The 16,719-nt window shown below is 66.8% G+C and carries 17 protein-coding genes; 4 read left to right on the forward strand and 13 right to left on the reverse strand.

All coding sequences use genetic code 11. The features are described from left to right. Nucleotides 1–367 precede the first annotated feature (367 nt). The 12 genes from flgL to D0Y85_RS10210 form a co-directional block, all read right to left on the reverse strand. Nucleotides 368–1,570, reverse strand: coding sequence for a flagellar hook-associated protein FlgL (gene flgL, locus D0Y85_RS10155; protein ID WP_117310365.1), 1,203 nt, complete (start codon nt 1,568–1,570; stop codon nt 368–370). After that, entirely contained in the window at nt 1,567–3,447 is a 1,881-nt protein-coding gene (gene flgK / locus D0Y85_RS10160) for a flagellar hook-associated protein FlgK (RefSeq protein ID WP_117310366.1), read from the reverse strand. Before flgK ends, flgL begins: the two co-directional genes overlap by 4 nt. A gap of 8 nt (nt 3,448–3,455) precedes the next feature. Continuing rightward, on the reverse strand, nt 3,456–4,649 hold the full coding sequence (gene flgJ, locus D0Y85_RS10165; protein WP_117310367.1) for a flagellar assembly peptidoglycan hydrolase FlgJ: 1,194 nt from the start codon (nt 4,647–4,649) through the stop codon (nt 3,456–3,458). A 1-nt stretch (nt 4,650) separates the two neighbouring features. Continuing rightward, nucleotides 4,651–5,787, reverse strand: coding sequence for a flagellar basal body P-ring protein FlgI (locus D0Y85_RS10170; protein WP_032952134.1), 1,137 nt, complete (start codon nt 5,785–5,787; stop codon nt 4,651–4,653). Between the two features lie 8 nt (nt 5,788–5,795). Continuing rightward, the gene (gene flgH / locus D0Y85_RS10175; protein WP_117310368.1) at nt 5,796–6,488 is read right to left on the reverse strand and encodes a flagellar basal body L-ring protein FlgH; all 693 of its coding nucleotides are present in this window, start codon (nt 6,486–6,488) and stop codon (nt 5,796–5,798) included. 22 nt (nt 6,489–6,510) lie between these two features. Next, nucleotides 6,511–7,296: a flagellar basal-body rod protein FlgG gene (gene flgG, locus D0Y85_RS10180; RefSeq protein ID WP_025879105.1), complete on the reverse strand. Its 786-nt coding sequence runs from the start codon at nt 7,294–7,296 to the stop codon at nt 6,511–6,513. Nucleotides 7,297–7,399: 103 nt separating this feature from the next. Beyond that, complete coding sequence (locus D0Y85_RS10185; protein WP_117310369.1) at nt 7,400–8,149, reverse strand: flagellar basal body rod protein FlgF; 750 nt, start codon at nt 8,147–8,149, stop codon at nt 7,400–7,402. Between the two features lie 32 nt (nt 8,150–8,181). Further along, on the reverse strand, nt 8,182–9,405 hold the full coding sequence (gene flgE / locus D0Y85_RS10190) for a flagellar hook protein FlgE (protein ID WP_117310370.1): 1,224 nt from the start codon (nt 9,403–9,405) through the stop codon (nt 8,182–8,184). A 32-nt stretch (nt 9,406–9,437) separates the two neighbouring features. Further along, the gene (locus tag D0Y85_RS10195) at nt 9,438–10,121 is read right to left on the reverse strand and encodes a flagellar hook capping FlgD N-terminal domain-containing protein (protein ID WP_117310371.1); all 684 of its coding nucleotides are present in this window, start codon (nt 10,119–10,121) and stop codon (nt 9,438–9,440) included. A gap of 23 nt (nt 10,122–10,144) precedes the next feature. Beyond that, entirely contained in the window at nt 10,145–10,552 is a 408-nt protein-coding gene (flgC, locus tag D0Y85_RS10200; RefSeq protein WP_025879109.1) for a flagellar basal body rod protein FlgC, read from the reverse strand. A gap of 3 nt (nt 10,553–10,555) precedes the next feature. After that, on the reverse strand, nt 10,556–10,951 hold the full coding sequence (gene flgB / locus D0Y85_RS10205; RefSeq protein WP_025879110.1) for a flagellar basal body rod protein FlgB: 396 nt from the start codon (nt 10,949–10,951) through the stop codon (nt 10,556–10,558). Between the two features lie 160 nt (nt 10,952–11,111). After that, the gene (locus D0Y85_RS10210) at nt 11,112–12,056 is read right to left on the reverse strand and encodes a chemotaxis protein (RefSeq protein ID WP_117310372.1); all 945 of its coding nucleotides are present in this window, start codon (nt 12,054–12,056) and stop codon (nt 11,112–11,114) included. A gap of 132 nt (nt 12,057–12,188) precedes the next feature. Between D0Y85_RS10210 and flgA the strand changes: the two genes are divergently transcribed. The 4 genes from flgA to D0Y85_RS10230 all read left to right on the forward strand — a co-directional run bounded on the left by flgA (nt 12,189) and on the right by D0Y85_RS10230 (nt 14,871). Continuing rightward, nucleotides 12,189–12,845 carry a flagellar basal body P-ring formation chaperone FlgA gene (gene flgA, locus D0Y85_RS10215; RefSeq protein ID WP_117310373.1) on the forward strand — a complete coding sequence of 219 codons (657 nt, stop codon included), beginning with the start codon at nt 12,189–12,191 and terminating at the stop codon, nt 12,843–12,845. 75 nt (nt 12,846–12,920) lie between these two features. After that, nucleotides 12,921–13,226 carry a flagellar biosynthesis anti-sigma factor FlgM gene (flgM, locus tag D0Y85_RS10220; RefSeq protein WP_025879113.1) on the forward strand — a complete coding sequence of 102 codons (306 nt, stop codon included), beginning with the start codon at nt 12,921–12,923 and terminating at the stop codon, nt 13,224–13,226. After that, the gene (locus tag D0Y85_RS10225; protein ID WP_025879114.1) at nt 13,223–13,561 is read left to right on the forward strand and encodes a flagella protein; all 339 of its coding nucleotides are present in this window, start codon (nt 13,223–13,225) and stop codon (nt 13,559–13,561) included. Before flgM ends, D0Y85_RS10225 begins: the two co-directional genes overlap by 4 nt. Nucleotides 13,562–13,653: 92 nt before the next feature. After that, a complete protein-coding gene (locus tag D0Y85_RS10230) occupies nt 13,654–14,871 on the forward strand; it encodes an ATP-binding protein (RefSeq protein WP_025879115.1) in 1,218 nt (405 codons plus the stop codon). A gap of 72 nt (nt 14,872–14,943) precedes the next feature. Here the strand turns inward: D0Y85_RS10230 and D0Y85_RS10235 are convergent, their stop codons facing one another. Next, nucleotides 14,944–16,719 carry an EAL domain-containing protein gene (locus D0Y85_RS10235; protein WP_025879116.1) on the reverse strand — a complete coding sequence of 592 codons (1,776 nt, stop codon included), beginning with the start codon at nt 16,717–16,719 and terminating at the stop codon, nt 14,944–14,946.

Consider the following 16,719-nt stretch of genomic DNA (forward strand, 5'->3'; position numbering starts at 1 on the left):
AGGCAACTCCTGGTAGGGGCGGTCGGGCATGCCCAACCCACGCTGATGAAGGTATCGGCGGGGGCCGGCTGGGCTTGATGGGCGATCCGGGAACATCCGCCGGACATGGCCCGGCGCTACCAAAACATCCGCCGGGCATGGCCCGGCGCTACCAGGGCGAAGCCTTCGGAACATCCGCCGGGCATGGCCCGGCGCTACCAGAGCGAAGCCTTCGGAACATCCGCCGGGCATAGCCCGGCGCTACCAGCGCCAACCCTTCGGTAGCGCCGGGCCATGCCCGGCGAGCGCAGCGGTACATGACCGCAGAAACGAAAAAGGCCGCGATGCAGGGCATCGCGGCCTTGGGCTCCAGTGCTGGCGCGTGGAATCAGCGTATCTTGTTGAACAGCGACATCGACTGCATCTGCGAGAACAGCGTCTGTGCCGCCTGCAGCGCGGTGCTTTCCAGCTGGTACTGGCTCAACGCATCGGCGTAGTCCAGATCGCGCATCTCCGACAGCGTGGTCTTCAGCGTCACGCCATTGGCCTCACGCATCTCCGCCGCGTTGTCCAGCGCCTTCAGCTGCGCGCCACCGGCAGCGCGCGAATCGATCATCCGTTCCGCCGCGCGGCCGACATCACGCAATGCGCTCTGCAGCTCGTTCTGCTGCGCGGCCATCTGCGCCGGGGTACCGGTATCGGCATCCAGTGCGGCGATCAGCTTGTCCATGGTGCCGAAGATGTCGCGGCTGCTGGCGGCCTGCACGTTGAAGCTGTCACCTGTTGCTGGCGCACCAGCGATCTGCAGGCGAACGCCATTGATCTCCAGTTCGCTGCCGGCCTTGTAGGTGCCGGTGCCGGTCACGTTGCCGGCACCGTCCAGCACTTCGTACTGGTCGGCCGCGGTGAAGCGTACGCTGAACGATTGCCCGTTCCAGCTGTCGCTGCCGTCGCGGGTGATGTTGGTCAGCACGCCGTTGCCGGCGTTGCCTGCCGCTGCGCTGCCATCGACGAAGCCATCGCCGGTGGGGATGCGCAGGAAGATCTCGCTGCCGGGCAGGGCGTCGCGCACGTAGGTATCCGGGCCGACTTCCACCTGGCGCTGGGTCTGGTCGCCGCGATAGACAACCTTGCCGTCAATCCTGGCGAACGGCGGATCGCTGTCGTTGGTGCCGCCGAACACGTAGCGGCCTGTGCCGTCGCTGCTGTTGGCCAGCGACAGCAGGCCCTCGCGGATCTGGTTCAACTCGGTGATCAGGGTCTTCTTGTCGGGCGCACTCAAGGCGGGATTGCTGGCCTGGATGGTCAGATCGTTGACGCGCGCCATCAGGTCGTTGACCTGGGCCAAGGTGTTTTCCTGCACGCCCAGGCGGTTCTGCACGTTGTTGCCATTGAGCTTCATGCGTTCCAGTGCGGCCAGGCTGCGGTCCAGGCCCACCGCAGCGCCTGCGGCGACCGGATCGTCCTTGGCGCTGACGATCTTGCTGCCGGTGGCGATCTGCTGTTCCAGGTGGCTGAGCTTGGCCTGCTTGGCCATCATCAGCGCTACCGACTGGCTGTACATCATTCCGGTGGAGATGCGGTTGCTCATCGGCGCACGGCTCCCAGGATGGTCTGGAACATGGAATCGGCGGTGGAGATCAGCTGCGAGGCGGCCTGGTAGGCCTGTTGCAGGCGCAGCATGTCGGCCGCCTCCTCATCGAGGTTGACGCCGGACACTTCGTCACGCGCTGCCTGTGCCTGGTCGGCGATCACCTGCTGCGCCCCCAGCGAATACTCTGCCGAACGCGCTGCCGCACCGACCTGGGTGGTCAGCCCGCCCAATGCGCCGCCCAGCGTCACCGTGCCGGCGTTGAACGCCTTGGCCGATTCCACCTTGGACAGCTTGGTGGCATTGCTGTTATCCGACGAGCCGGCCGGGGTCGGGGTGATGTTGAAGGTGTCGCCATTCTTCGGCACGCCATCGAGCACGAAGCTCCAGCCGTTGGCGCTGATGGTCTGCCCGGGCGTATAGGTCTGCGGCGGGCCGCCATCGATGGTGTAGGTGGTGGCCGAGGTGAACACGATCGCAGCCGGATTGCGCAGGTTGGCGTTGGCCGCATCGGTCACGGTCACGCCGCTCAGCTTGCCGGTGCCGGTGTTGGCCAGTGCGGCAGCGCCCTTGATGGCGGCGGCCGCGGCAATGCGCGACGGATCGGTGATCGCCATCTCCAGGCTGCCGGCCACGCCAGCCGTCGGCTGCAGCAGGAAGCGGTCGTTGGCCGCCGGGGTACCGCCCACCACCAGCTTCACGCCGTTGATGATCAACGGGTCGGCAGCGGTACCGGTGCCGGTCAGCGGCACGCTGGCGCCGGTGTCGGCGCGGCTGGCGGCCCAGTTGCTGCCATCGAACCGGAGCACGATGTTCTGTGCTTCCAGCTTGCCGAGGTCGCCGTAGCTGGCGGTGATCGTGCCGGTGCCGGTGTTGCCGGCATTGCCGGTGACACGCGGCGTGCCGATGTTGAAGAAGTCGCCGCCCATCTGTCCGTACAGGTCCACGCCCTGGCGATGGGTGCTGTTGAACGTCTCGGCCAGGCCCACAGCCAGCTTGCCCAGCTCTGCCTGGGCCGGTGTCAGCACGGTGTCGCGGAACTCGAGCAGGCCGCCGATCTGGCCGCCCACGGCCTTCGGGTCCAGGGTGATGGTGCCGCCCTGGGTCTGCAGTGCGAGCTGAAGGCGCTCGGGCTGGTACGGGTCGGCCACCGTGGTGACCTTCGATGCGGTGGTACCCACCACCAGCGCCTGGCCGCCGGCGGTGTAGACGTTCATGATGCCGCCATCCTGGATCACCGCGGTGCCGCCGGTGTAGCCCACCAGCTGCGAGATCAGCTGGTCGCGGCGGTCCAGCAGGTCGGGCGCGGCGTTGGCGATGTTGGTGCCGATGGCACCGTTGATCTGCGCGATCTCCGACGCCAGCCGGTTGACTTCGGTGGCACCGGCCATCAATCCATTGTTGACCTCGCCATTGAGGTTGTTCAGGTGGGTGTTGAGCTGGCTGAAGCGGTTGGCCAAGGCCTTGGCGCCATCGAGCATGTTCTGCCGGTCGGCGGTACCCGCTGCGTTGGAGGACAGGCCGCTGACGGTATCGAAGAAGTTCGACCAGACCCCGGCCACGTTGGTGGCCGCGTCGGAGAACAGGGCATTGACCCGGTCGGCCATGCCCGAGAGCTGCTTCAGGCGTGCCAGTTCGCCGCCGCTGTCGAGCAGGCGCGAGATCGCCAGCTGGTCGGCGGCGCGGCGGATGTCGACGATGCGGGTGCCGTTGCCAACGTCACCATAGCCGTAGTTCTGCGGGGTGGCGGTGGCGAAGTCGACCTTCTGCCGGCTGTAGCCGGGAGTGTTGAGGTTGGCCACGTTGTGGCTGGTGGTGGCCAACGCACGCTGGAAGGCGAGCAGGGCACTGGTACCGGTGGAAAGTACGCTGGACATGGGGTTCCTCAACGACGGGTGATACCCAGCGCCGCGGTTGCGGTGCTGGCGAAGGTCTGGCCGATGCGTGAGCCGGCGTCGGCCACGGCGGCCACGGCGCGCTCGATGGTCGGGCCGCCGGCGATCGCGGCGATCTTGGCCGCGTAGCGCGGGTCGGTGGCGTAGCCGGCGCGTTGCAGGCCGCGCGCGAAGCCCTGCACATCGGTGCCGGCCTGCAGTGCCTGCTGGTAGCGCGGGCTGGTCTTCAGCAGGCGCACGTAGTCGGCAAAGCTCTCTGCGGGCGAGGTGTAGGCGCGGAAGCTGGCGGTCTCGCTGCGGCGCACGCCATCGACGTACTCATGGGTGCCGGCGGTAGCGCTCTGGCCCTTCCAGCCGGTGGCCTTGATGCCGAACAGGTTGTGCGAGGTGCTGCCATCGGCATGCTTGATCTGGCGCTTGCCCCAGCCGGTTTCCAGCGCTGCCTGGGCAACCAGGGCGCGGGCGTCCACGCCCAGTTCCTTGGCCGCGCTCTGTGCGTGTTGCCAGATGCTGGCGACGAAGCCTTCCGGGGTGTGTGCGCCCAACTGGGCGACGGCGGTGCGCGTGGCCAGTGCATCGGCCGGGGTGCCGCTGCTGCCACGGTTGCTGGCGGTGGGCGCCCACTGGTCGCTGGCAGCGGCCCAATCGGCGCCACCGATGGCACCGGCATAGGGGTCGTCGGTACCCAGCGAACGGTGCATGCCGCTGCTTTCCCGGCCCGCAATCAGGTCCAGCGCCTGCTCCATCGGGGCGACGGCGGACTGCGCGCCATCCTGCACACCGGCCGCCATCTGCTGCAGCATGCGCACGGCCTGGCCGGCATCCTGCAGCGGCAGCGACGGCGCCGCCGGCGCATTGAGCTGGTAGGCACGGCTGGCCTTGGCCGGGTCCACCCGCGTGTCCAGCGCCGGGCCGCCGGCCTGCGCGCCGGACAACTGGCGGGTGATCATGCTCGACAGGCCCAGGCCCTTGCCGCGGGTCATCGCCTCGGCGATCTTCTGGTCGTACATCTCCCGGAACATCTTGTTTTCACCCGGGAACAGCGAATCGCCGAAGCTGGCGTCACGCATGCTCTTGACCAGCATCTGCGCGAACTGGCCTTCAAGCTGGCGCGCGACCTTGTCAATCCTGGCCGGGTCGTTCTGCTGGGCCGGGCTGAGTTCGAATGCGGGAGTGATGCGCATGTCAGATCACCTCGAGCTCGGCGCTCAGGGCGCCGGCCTGCTTCAGTGCTTCCAGGATCGCGATCAGGTCACCCGGTGCCGCGCCAACGGCGTTCACCGCATGCACGATCTCGTCCAGGGTGGTGCCGCCGTTGAACTTGAACATGCGGCTGCCATCGTTGGTGGCGGTGATGGTCGACTGCGGCGTGGCCACGGTCTGGCCACCGGCAAAGGCGTTGGGCTGGCTGACGTTGGTGTTTTCCTGGATGGTCACCGTCAACGAGCCATGCGAGATCGCGGCCGGGCCGACACGCACCTGCTGGCCGATGACCACGGTGCCGGTACGCGAGTTGACCACTACCTTGGCCGGTGCAGCGCCCGGGGTCAGTTCCAGGTTTTCGATACGGGCCAGCAGGCCGATGCGCGCACCGGCATCGGTGGGCGCACGCACGGCAACCGTGCCGCCGTCCACGGCACGCGCCGAACCCTCGCCGAAGGCATTGTTGAGCGCACCGACCATCCGCGAGATGGTGGTGAAGTCGCTGTTGTGCAGGTTCAGGGTGATCTCGCCGCTGGCGCCGAACACATCGGGCAGGGCGCGTTCAACGGTCGCACCGTTGGGGATGCGGCCGACGCTGGGCACGTTCACCGAGACGCGCGAACCGTCCTTGCCCTGTGCACCGAAGCCGCCCACGATCAGGTTGCCCTGGGCAATCGCGTAGACCTGGCCGTCGGCACCGCGCAGCGGCGCCATCAGCAGCGAGCCACCGCGCAGCGACACGGCGTTGCCGATCGAGGACACGGTGATGTCGATCGGCTGGCCGGGCTTGGCGAACGGCGGCAGCTCGGCGTGGATCGCCACCGCCGCCACGTTCTTCAGCTGCGGGTTGACGTTGGCCGGTACGTTGACGCCCAGCTCGCCCAGCAGGTTCTTCAGGCTCTGCACGGTGAAGGGCGCCTGGCTGGTGCGGTCGCCGCTGCCATCCAGGCCGACCACCAGGCCGTAACCCACCAGTGCATTGCCGCGCACGCCACCCACCTGGGCCAGGTCCTTGATGCGCTCGGCGCTGGCGGGGGCAGCCACTGCGAAGACCATGAACACGGCACAGTAGAGCGACGCTGCGCGTCGCTGCCAGGAAGAAGAGAAGGAGAGTTTCATGGCCATATTCAGAACGGCGTCAGGCCGGAGTTGAAGAAGCGGCTCAGCCAACCCATCGCGTTGGACTGCGCGACAGGGCCGCGGCCGCCATAGACGATGCGCGCTTCAGCCACGCGGCTGGAAGGCACGGTGTTGTCCGCGCTGATGTCGCCGGGGCGCACGATGCCCTGTACCTGCACCAACTCATCACCCTGGTTCAGGCGCAGGTTCTTCTGCCCCTGCACCACCAGGTTGCCGTTGGGCAGGCGCTGCACCACGGTCACGGTCACGTTGCCCTGCAGGCGGTTGCTCTGCGCGCTGTTGCCCTTGCCGGTGAAGTCGCGTGCGCCCTTGGCCGTTGCGCTCAGGATGTCCTTGCCACCCAAAGTGACCGGTGCACCGAGAATCGAAGGCGTGCCGAGGCTCAGGTTCGATTCCTTGTTGGTGGCGGTGTTGGCGCTGGTCTGCGCGGTGGTGTTTTCCAGCAGGGTGATGGTCAACAGGTCGCCGACATCGCGCGCACGGCGGTCCGAGTACAGCTGCAGGGTCGGGCCGGCGGCGTAGATCGCGCCTGCGGTCGGTTCGGCCTGCGGCGGCATGATCGGCTGCAGCGGCGCCATCGCCGGATAGGGGCGCACGTCGCCAGCGATCACGCAGCCACCGAGCAGGGCAGCCACGGCACAGGCGAGGACAGTACGGGCGAAGGAAGAAAGGGGCGACATGGCAGGTTCCCGGTGAGGGCGGTCAGAGCTTGTTGCTGAGGTAGCCCAGCATCGAGTCGGTGGTCGAGATCGCCTTGGCGTTCATTTCGTAGGCACGCTGGGTTTCGATCATCGACACCAGCTCTTCCACCACGTTGACGTTGCTGCCTTCCAGCGCACCCTGCACCACGGTGCCCAGGCCGTTCAGGCCGGGATTGCCGTTCTGCGCCGGGCCGGAGGCGGTGGTTTCCAGGAACAGGTTTTCTCCGCGTGCCTGCAGGCCCGCCGGATTGACGAAGTCGGTAAGGGTCAACGCACCCACTTCCACCGATGCCGCACCGTCGGCCATCTTCACGCTGATGGTGCCGTCGGTACCGATGGTCACCGACTGCGCGCCTTCGGGAATCTGGATGCCCGGCTGCACCGGGTAGCCGCTGTTGGTGACCAGCTCGCTGTCCTGGTTGATCTTGAACGAGCCGTCGCGGGTGTAGGCCGAGCTGCCGTCGGGCATCTGCACTTCGAAGAAGCCGCGACCGTTGACCATCACGTCAAGCGCGCGGCCCGTCTGCTGCTGGCTGCCCTGTTCGAAGTTCTTGGCGGTGGCCACCACGCGCACGCCGGTGCCGATCTGCAGGCCGGTGGGCAGCTGGGTCTGTGCCGAAGAGGAACCGCCGGGCTGGCGCACCTGCTGGTACAACAGGTCCTCGAAGCTGGCGCGGTCCTGCTTGAAGCCGGTGGTGTTGGTGTTGGCGAGGTTGTTGGAAACCACCGACATGCGCATCTGCTGCGCATCCAGTCCGGTTTTCGCGATCCACAATGCCTGGTTCATCTTCGGAGTCCTGTCTGGGTGAAGCCGGCCGCGTGGTGCGGCCCATGGGGGAGGGAGTGCAAGCGGCGTGCCAGCACCGGCGCGGGCCGGTGCCGGAATTCCGTCAGCTGCCCAGGCGCAACAGGCTGTTGGCGCTGCGCGCGTTGTCATCGCCGTGCTTGATCACCTGCACCTGCATTTCGTACTGGCGCTGCAGCTGGATCATCTGCACCAGCGCACCGGCGGCATCGACGTTGCTGCCTTCCAGCTGGCCGCTGTGCACCGCCGTGCCCTGTGCCTGGGCGAACGGCTGCAGCGGATCGGTATTGCGGAACAGGCCGTCCAGGCCACGTTCGAGGCGATCATCCGGCGCCTGCACCACCTTGATCCGGCCGATCATCGCCATCGTCTGCGGGCCTTCGCCCTGCGGGATGATCGAGATCGTGCCGTCGTTGCCGATCTCCATCGCCTGGTAGGGCGGAATCGCGATCGGGTTGTTGTTGTCGTCCAGCACCGGACGGCCGCTGGAGGTCACCAGTTGGCCGTTCGGGGTCACCGACAGCGCGGCGCCACGGGTGTAGGCCTCGCTGCCATCGGTCGACTGCACGGCAAGCCAGGTGCCGGTCTGCAATGCCAAGTCCAGCGGCTTGCCGGTGATGTGCTGCGCGCCGGCCGTGCGGTTGAAGCCCGCATCGACGTGCAGTGCATCCACCCGCGAGGCAAAGCCCGGGCCACGGATCGGGAAGGCTTCGGTGTTGGCCAGCGCTTCCTTGAAGCCGGGGGTGTCGGAGTTGGCGAGGTTGTGGCTGAGCGTTCCCTGCGCCTGCAGGGAGGCGCGGGCACCGGTCATCGCCACGTAAAGGGCTTTATCCATGCGGGGAGTTCCGTGACAGGGTCAGCAGGTCATCAACGGATGTTGATGACGGTCTGGGTGATCTGGTCCTGGGTCGTGATCATCTGCGCGTTGGCCTGGAAGTTGCGCTGCGCGGTGATCATGTTGACCAGCTGTTCGGTCAGGTCGACGGTGGAGGATTCCAGCGAACCGGCCTGGATCTTGCCGAGGTTGGAGGTGTCGGCGGCGCCGGTGCGCGGCGTGCCCGAATCGAAGGTCTCCACCCACAGGTTGTTGCCCTTCTGCTCAAGGCCCTGCGGATTGTTGAAGCTGGTCAGCGCAACCTGGCCCAGCGGCTTGTCGTCGCCGTTGGAGTAGCGCGCGTACACCACGCCGGTTTCCGAGACGGTGATCTCGTTGAGCTTGCCCGCCGCGTAGCCGTCCTGCTGGGTGTTGCGCAGGGCGAATTTCTCGCCGTACTGGGTCGAGCCGTTCACATCCAGGGTCATGTTGAGCACACCCGCGCCGGTGGTCGGGGTGAAGGTGCCCAGGCTGATCTTGCCGTCGGCCGGCGCGGTCAGTTTGCCGGCGTTGTCGAACGCCAGCGGGGTCGGCGTGCCGGCCGGCTGGCCGTCGACGTAGTTGTGCACCGTCCAGGCATTGGTGGCCGCTTCCTTGACGAAGTAGGACACCTGGGTGTGGCTGACGCCCAGCGAGTCATATACGGTGATGCCGCCGCTGGAGTGGCTGTAGCTGTTGGAATTTGTGGGGTCGAAGGGGGTCACCGTCGGTTGCTTGGCGTTGCCGGGCAGGGTGAAGCCGACCTTGACCTCGCTGGTCTGCTTGGGTGGGCTGTCGGTGGTCAGCAGCTGCAGATCGACCAGGCGGCCGGCGTCGAAGTTGGTGCCGTCGGCGTTCGGTGCCAGCACCTGCAGGCGTGCGCCCTGCGGGTTGACCACGTAGCCGCCGGCGTCGGTCTGGAAGTTGCCCGCACGCGAGTACACCCGTGCACCGTTCATGTTCATGGTGAAGAAGCCCTCACCGGAAATGGCCATGTCCAGGCTGCGGCCGGTCTGCTCGTTGTTGCCCTGGATGAACTGCTGGGCCACGTTGGAAACGCGTACGCCCGAACCGATCGCGTTCCTGGACAGGCCGTAGCTGGTGGCGGCGAACAGGTCGGCGAATTCCGCACGCGACTGCTTGAAGCCGGTGGTGTTGACGTTGGCCACGTTGTTGGCGGTGACGCTCAGGTCCGAGTTGGCAGCGTTGATGCCGGACAGGGAAATGTTGAAGCCCATGGGATGCTCCTGTTGGATGCGGTAGGTGCGGCTCAGCTGACGCGGAGCACGTAGTCGAGAGGGGCCGTGCCCAGGCCCTTGAGATTCAGGTAGAGGCCGTCGGAACCGACGGTCACGCTTTCCACCGGCGCCTGCACGAAGGTGGACAGCTTGGTGCTCTTGCCGGTGGTGTCGACGTGGTTGGCGACGATGTTGTACTTGCCCGGCTCCATGCGCTTGCCGTTGGCATCCTTGCCGTCCCAGGTGAACGCGGTCTCGCCGGCCGCCGTGGCCTCAACGCTGATCGAGGTGACCTTGGCCCCGTTGGCGTCAGTGACGTCCACGGTGACGATGCCGGCGGAAGGTGCGGCAACGGTGCCCTCCACCGAACCCTCCTTCTCCAGCACCAGCTTTTCCGACGGCACCAGCACCTGGTGGCCGACCAGCGCGGCGCCACGCAGCACCTGGTCGCTGGCCATCGACGCCTGGAAGCCCTTCACCGACGTGTTCAGATCGGTGATGCCCTGCACGGTCGACATCTGCGCCATCTGCGAGACCATCTGCGTGTTGTCCATCGGCTTCAGCGGGTCCTGGTGCTGCAGCTGCTCGGTCATCAGGCGCAGGAAGTCGGCCTGGTCCAGCGTGTTCTTCTTCTTGGTGGCGTTGCTGTTGGGGGCGTTCAGGCCGAGTGCGGCGTAGACGTCCTGGTTGCTCTGGTTGTTGACGGCAGTGGTCATGGCGGTGTCCGGTGCAGCGGGCCTCAGCGGCCCATGGTCAGGGTGGCCAGGGCCAGTTCCTTGGCGGTGGTCAGCATCTCCACGCCGGCCTGGTAGTTGCGCGAGGTGGAGATCAGGTTGACCATCTGCGCCACCGGATCGACGTCGGGCTGGTAGATGTAGCCATCGCCGTCGGCCAGCGGATGGCCCGGCTCATAGCGCTTGATCGGCGCCGCGTTGCTCTGGGTGATCTCCTTGACCTGCACCGAGGTGATGTTCGGATCGGTCTTGCTGGTCACCGCCTGGAAGATCGGTTCCAGCGGCTTGTACACCGCGTCGGCCGAGCCGGCGATGCTGTCAGCGTTGGACAGGTTGGAGGCGATGGTGCTCATGCGCACCGACTGCGCCTGCAGCGCGGAGCCGGCGATATCGAAGATCGGCAGGTTGCTCATGGCTTATTGCCCCGTGATCGCGGTGAGCATGGAACGCACCTTGCTTTCGACGAAGCTCAGCGAGGCGCGGTATTCCAGAGCAGCGCGGCCATAGGCGGCGCGTTCGGCATCGGGGTCGACGGTGTTGCCGTCGATGCTGGGCTGTACGCCCTCGCGGGCCACCTGGAACGGGTTGAGGCCACTACCGATCTCGTAGTGCTGCTCGTTGGTGGTGGTCATCAGGCCGTTGGCATCCAGCCCCTGCGCATGGCGAAGGGCCGAATCGAAGTCCAGGTCCTGGGCCTTGTAGCCGGGGGTGTCGGCATTGCCGAGGTTGCTGGCGATCAGCTTCATGCGCTGTTCGCGCAACGGCATTGCCTGGGCATGGACGCCCAGGTAGTCGGTAATCAGGTTGCGCACGGTGCACTCCCACGGGAACGTTGCCCGGGAAGCTGCAAGCGGTGTGCCAGAACCGTGGTGCGCAACATCGCGCTCGCCGGGCATGGCCCGGCGCTACCGTGGGTCGGAGCAGGTGTCTGGTAGCGCCGGGCCATGCCCGGCGCAGACGCGTGCGGCGGCCTTACGCCGCCATCGCCACCTTTCGCAGGCGGTCCAGCACGAAGTCGGCCAGCTCGTGCGGCGAATACTTGGCGACGAAGGCATTGGCGCCCACGCGCTCGACCATCGCATTGTTGAATACGCCCGACAGCGAGGTATGCAGCAGCACGTACAGCCCGGACAGGCCGGCATGGCGCCGGATTTCCGTCGTCAGCGTGTAGCCGTCCATCGCCGGCATCTCGATGTCCGATATCACCATGGCGTAGCGTTCGGCCGGGTTTTCACCCGAGGCATGGATCTGCAGCAGGTGGTCCAGCGCCTGTTTGCCGTCCGAGAGCAGGGTCGCGCCCACCCCCAGCTGGTCCAGCACGCTGCGGATCTGCTGGCGCGCCACCCGCGAATCATCCACCACCAGCACCTGCAGCTGCGGGGCGTCGGCGGGCATCGCCATGGCCGGGTCGAGCACGGCTTCACCGCGCACCTGGGCTATGTCGGCCAGCACGCTTTCCACGTCGATCACCTGGATCAGCTCGCCCTGGAAGCGGGTCACCGCGGTCAGGTAGCTCGATTCAGCGCCCAGCTCCGGCGGTGGGTGGATGTCCTCCACCGCGATGTTGACGATGCGCTCCACGCCGCTGACCAGGAAGCCCTGGATCGAGCGGTTGAACTCGGTCACCACCAGATAGCCGGGTGCGGTGTCCGCATCGGGCTCGCGCTCGGGGTGGCCGATGGCCAGGCCCAGGTCCAGCACCGGCACCGAGCGGCCGCGTACGTCGGCCACGCCGGCGAACTGGCCGGGCAGGCCGGGCACCTGGAACAGGTCCGGGCGGCGCAGCACTTCCTGCACCTTGAAGACATTGACGCCAAAAAGCTGACGTCCGCCGAGGCGGAACAGCAGCAGCGCCAGGCGATTGTGGCCGGCCAGTCGGGTTCGCTGGTCGATCCGGTTGAGCAGGTCATGGGACATGGCTGCTGTATCGGCGCGGGCAGGGTGGAACTTGAGGGCGAGTGCAGGGCCGGGCCCATTGAGATTTCCGTGGCGCGGCTGTGGCACGCAGCTTGCACGCGTCTGGGCCAGGTCTTACCGACAGGAGGCGCCATGCGCCGCATTGCTCTATTCCTTGCCACTGCCATGGCCGTAGCCGCGCCGTGGGCAACCGCAGCCGACTGGCAGCCGGTGGCCAGCATCCGTGCTGCCGCGCTGTCGACCCTGGCCGCCGGCACTGAAGGTGAGGCCGTGGTTGCCGATGCGCTGCGCCTTCCCAAATGCGGCGGCGCGTTGCAGGTGCAGCCCACGGCCAACACCACCGTGGAAGTGAGTTGTCCCGACGCCGGTGGCTGGCGCCTGTTCGTGCCGGTGAAGGTGCGCCGCAACCAGACCGTGCTGGTGCTGACCCGCGGCATCGGCACTGGAGAATCCATCGCCGCCGCCGATATCAGTACTGCCCAGCGTGACGCGGCACGGATTGCCGGTGCAGTGCTGGCCGATCCTGCCGCAGCGATCGGCCGCATCGCCCGTCGGCCGTTGCCGGCAGGAACACTGTTGTCGAGCAACGATCTGGTAGCACAGCGTCTCATCAAGCGAGGAGACAGTGTGGCACTGGTATCGCGGCGTGGTTCGGTCGAGGTCCGCATCGCCGGCCGCGCACTGGGCGATGCCGGCCAGAACGAGCGCGTCTCGGTGGAAAACCTGTCCTCGCGCCGTATCGTGCAGGGCACGGTGGACGCGACCGGTGACGTAATCGTGGCGCGTTGAAATAATGCAGAATTCCCCTAAAGATCACGGCCCTGCGGCCGTTATCCCTTGTGTACGGCAACTCCAGGACACCCCATGAGCCAGAAAATCGACGGCAACCTGCAGGTCCCCCAGGCACTGCGCAGCGTGACCACCCCGGCCGCCAAGCCCGGCGTCAGCACCGATTCGGCGGCACGTCCAGTCGAGGCGGCCGACAGCCTGCGCCTGACCGGCGAAGCCACCAACCTGCAGGCCATCGAGCGTGAGCTGAGCACCGCTCCGGCGATCGACGCCCAGCGTGTTGCAGCGGTGCGCGAATCGCTGCAGAACGGCACCTACAAGATCAATCCGGACGCGATCGCTTCGCGCATGCTTGAACTGGACCAGCAGCTGCAAGGATGACCGCGGCGATGAGCGAGCCGCTGCAGCGCCTTGCCCAGGCCCTGGACGTTGAACGCCAGGCCCTGGTCGAGCACGACGTACACGCCCTGATCCGTGCCACCGGTGCGAAGCTGGAAGCGCTGCGTGCGCTGGAAGGCGCGCCACCGGTGGGCGAGGGCGAGCAGCTGCAGGAACTGGCCGAGCGCAACCGCGCCAACGGCGTGCTGCTGTCGCGGCGCCGGCGCGAGGTCAACTGGGCGCTGCGCCAGATGGGCCGCACCGAAGAGTCCTCGGCATACGATGCCAAGGGCCAGTCGCATACCGTCACCGCGCGGCGGCCACTCGCCGTCGCCTGACAGGACCGGCGGTCGGCTGACCGCCCGATGGCGGCTGTAGGCCGCCGCATGAACGCGTATATTGGGCGCCTGTTTGATCGCCCCGAGCCGCCGTGTCTGCCGCCAACGTTCTGGTTACCGCCCCCCTTCCGCCGCAACCGGTGCTGCAGGCCCTGCTTGAGCGCCTGCGCGAAGGCCTGCTGCTGTTCACCGAAGATGGGCAGGTCGCCCTGGCCAACCCGGCCGCGCAGAGCCTGCTGGGCAGCGATGAAGGCACCTTGCCGCCGCCGCAGCGCCTGCGCCAGCTGCTGCCGCCGGATGCGCTGGAACATGCGCGCCAGCACGGTCACTGGAACGGCAGCCTGCCGTTGGGCGAGGGCGTGGTCATCGCCCATCTGTACTTCCATGGCGAACCCGGTTCAGGGCACTACCTGGCCTTGTTCCGCCATATCGAAGGCCAGGAAGACTACGAACGCGAACTGCAGCAGCGCCATGCCGAACTGCGCCAGGCCTACCTGCGCCTGAACGGCACCCAGGAAAAGCTGCTGCAGTCGGAGAAGATGGCGTCCATCGGTCAGCTTGCCGCCGGCGTGGCGCACGAGATCAACAACCCGATCGGCTACGTGCATTCCAACCTGGGCAGCCTGCAGGAATACCTGCGCAGCCTGTTCACGGTGATCGAAGCCTACGAGCGCGCCCTGCGTGCGCCCGACCCGAAGGCGCTGATTCCGGAAATCGACGATATCCGTGACCGCCTGGACATCGATTTCATCAGCCGCGACCTGCCGCAGCTGATGGCCGAGTCACGCGAAGGCATCGAGCGCGTCACCCGCATCGTGCGCGACCTGAAGGACTTCTCCTATTCCGGCCGCGACGAATCGTGGAAGCTGGTCGACCTGCATTCCGGCCTTGAATCGACCATCAACATCATCTGGAACGAGCTCAAGTACAAGGTGCACCTGGTGCGCGAGTTCGGCCAGCTGCCGCTGGTGGAATGCCTGCCCTCGGAGTTGAACCAGGTCTACATGAACCTGCTGCTCAACGCCGGCCACGCCATCGCCGAGCGGGGCACGATCACCGTGCGTACCGGCGTGGACGGCGACACGGTGTGGGTCGAGTTCGAAGACACCGGCGGCGGCATTTCGCCGGAACTGCGCCAGCGCATCTTCGATCCGTTCTTCACCACCAAGCCGGTGGGCAGCGGTACCGGCCTGGGCCTGTCGATCTCCTACAGCATCATCAACAAGCACCACGGCCGCATCGATCTGGACAGCACCCCAGGCGTCGGCTCGCGCTTCCGCCTGGTGCTGCCGATCAAGCAGCCGCGCTGATCGTGGTCGCCGGGCATGGCCTGGCGCTATCCCTGGTCCCCCGTAGCGCCGGGCCATGCCCGGCGGATGCGGTTACCGCAGCGGCGAACGATCCTCACCGCCGTCGGCCGGCTCGACAGCCGCCAGGCCACCGTTGCTGCGCCGCTGTTCCTCGTAGGTGCGGAAGGCCTGGTGGATGTGCTTGCGCAGCTCGTCGTCGTTCCATGGCTTGGTCAGGAACCGGTAGATCGCACCGCGGTTGATCGCATCGGTCACCGTGTTGAGGTCGGTGTAGCCGGACAGCACCAGCCGGATCGTGTCCGGATACAGCATCTTCACCCGGCCCAGGAACTCGGTGCCGCTCATGTCGCTCATGCGCTGGTCGGACAGGATCACCTGCACATCGTTGATGGCCAGCAGATCGAACGCATCGCGCACGTTGCCTGCCGCCAGGATGCGGTACCCATCGCGGCGGAACAGGCGCACCAGCGAGCGCAGCACGTTCTCCTCGTCATCCAGCAGCAGCAGGGTGCGGTCCGGCCGGGTTTCGGCGAACGCTTCGGGACGCAGGTAGCGGCGGCGCAGGGTCATGCCGGCGGCATCGGCGGACATCGGTTCGCCGAACAGGTAGCCCTGGAACACGTCGCAGTCGTTGCGGCGCAGGAAGCCCAGCTGTGCCTGCGATTCCACGCCGTTGGCGATCACCGTCATGCCCAGTTGGTGGCCCATCGCAATGATCGCGCGTGCGATCGCCGCTTCACGGTTGCCGGCCGGGGCGCTCTTGATGAAGCTGCGGTCGATCTTCAGCTTGTCCACCGGGTAGCGCACCAGCGCACTCAGGCTTGAATCGCCGGTGCCGAAGTTGTCCAGGCTCAGGCTGATGCCTTCGTTGCGCAGGTTGGCCAGCGTTTCGTGCACGAAGTTGACGTTGTTGGTCAGCGCGCTTTCGTTGATTTCCAGCGTCAGCATCTGCGCCGGCACGCCGGACGCCTGGATCACGCCCATCACTTCGGCGAAGAAGTTCGGGCGCAGCAGCTGCAGGGTGGATACATTCACCGCGATGGTGAAGTCATCAAAGCCCTGGTCGCGCCACAGCCGGGCCTGCTTCAATGCGCCTTCCAGCACCCACGTACCAATCTGCACGATGATGCCCAGGCGCTCGGCGGTGCGCATGAAACGCTCCGGCACCAGCATGCCCAGGGTCGGCGACTGCCAGCGCAGCAGCGCCTCCATGCCCACCACATGGCCATCGCGGGCACTGACCAGCGGCTGGTAACGCAGCTTCAGTTCGCCGTTGGGAATGGCATCGACGATCTGCCGCGCGATGATGCTCTCGCTGTGCGCGCTCGGCGGCGTGTCCACCGCATGGATGCGCACCGCGTTGCCGCCTTCGCGGGCGGCCTGGTACAGCGCGTCCTCGGCATGGTCGAGCAGGCGCGAGGCGTTGCTGGCGTGCTCCGGGCACAGGCTCACGCCCAGCTTGCCGGTCATGAACAGCGTATAGGGCAGTACCGACAGCGGCAGTTCCATCTGCTGGCGGATCTCTTCGGCGAAATCCTCGGCCAGGGGCAGATCGGCGGTGCGCGGCACGGCAATCAGGAACTCATCGCTGCCATGCCGCCACAGCATGCCGCGTCCGCGCAGGTAGGACTGCAGGCGCTGGGCCACCAGCACCAGGGCCTGGTCACCAACCTCCGCGCTCATGTTCTCGTTGACCGAGGCGAAGTGGTCGATGTCCACATGCATCAGCATCAGCGGGGTACCACCGGAGGCGGCTTCGGCGACCATCGCCTGCAGCTCGGGGTTGCCGGCGCCGAGGCGATCAGGCGCATCGTCGATGCTGACCGGGGGCAGGTTGGGGTTCCACAT

The organism is Stenotrophomonas sp. G4 (assembly GCF_003428825.1).
GTDB classification, from domain to species: domain Bacteria; phylum Pseudomonadota; class Gammaproteobacteria; order Xanthomonadales; family Xanthomonadaceae; genus Stenotrophomonas; species Stenotrophomonas indicatrix.

What these genes read in the sequence shown, in the direction of transcription:
- flgG (WP_025879105.1), bottom strand. Translation starts at nt 7,296, where the DNA reads ATGAACCAGGCATTGTGGATCGCGAAAACCGGACTGGATGCGCAGCAG.
- flgE (WP_117310370.1), bottom strand. Translation starts at nt 9,405, where the DNA reads ATGGGCTTCAACATTTCCCTGTCCGGCATCAACGCTGCCAACTCGGAC.
- D0Y85_RS10195 (WP_117310371.1), bottom strand. Translation starts at nt 10,121, where the DNA reads ATGACCACTGCCGTCAACAACCAGAGCAACCAGGACGTCTACGCCGCA.
- D0Y85_RS10210 (WP_117310372.1), bottom strand. Translation starts at nt 12,056, where the DNA reads ATGTCCCATGACCTGCTCAACCGGATCGACCAGCGAACCCGACTGGCC.
- D0Y85_RS10185 (WP_117310369.1), bottom strand. Translation starts at nt 8,149, where the DNA reads ATGGATAAAGCCCTTTACGTGGCGATGACCGGTGCCCGCGCCTCCCTG.
- flgK (WP_117310366.1), bottom strand. Translation starts at nt 3,447, where the DNA reads ATGTCCAGCGTACTTTCCACCGGTACCAGTGCCCTGCTCGCCTTCCAG.
- flgJ (WP_117310367.1), bottom strand. Translation starts at nt 4,649, where the DNA reads ATGCGCATCACTCCCGCATTCGAACTCAGCCCGGCCCAGCAGAACGAC.
- D0Y85_RS10225 (WP_025879114.1), top strand. Translation starts at nt 13,223, where the DNA reads ATGACCGCGGCGATGAGCGAGCCGCTGCAGCGCCTTGCCCAGGCCCTG.
- flgH (WP_117310368.1), bottom strand. Translation starts at nt 6,488, where the DNA reads ATGTCGCCCCTTTCTTCCTTCGCCCGTACTGTCCTCGCCTGTGCCGTG.
- D0Y85_RS10235 (WP_025879116.1), bottom strand. Translation starts at nt 16,719, where the DNA reads ATGTGGAACCCCAACCTGCCCCCGGTCAGCATCGACGATGCGCCTGAT.
- D0Y85_RS10170 (WP_032952134.1), bottom strand. Translation starts at nt 5,787, where the DNA reads ATGAAACTCTCCTTCTCTTCTTCCTGGCAGCGACGCGCAGCGTCGCTC.
- flgA (WP_117310373.1), top strand. Translation starts at nt 12,189, where the DNA reads ATGCGCCGCATTGCTCTATTCCTTGCCACTGCCATGGCCGTAGCCGCG.
- flgC (WP_025879109.1), bottom strand. Translation starts at nt 10,552, where the DNA reads ATGAGCAACCTGCCGATCTTCGATATCGCCGGCTCCGCGCTGCAGGCG.
- flgL (WP_117310365.1), bottom strand. Translation starts at nt 1,570, where the DNA reads ATGAGCAACCGCATCTCCACCGGAATGATGTACAGCCAGTCGGTAGCG.
- flgM (WP_025879113.1), top strand. Translation starts at nt 12,921, where the DNA reads ATGAGCCAGAAAATCGACGGCAACCTGCAGGTCCCCCAGGCACTGCGC.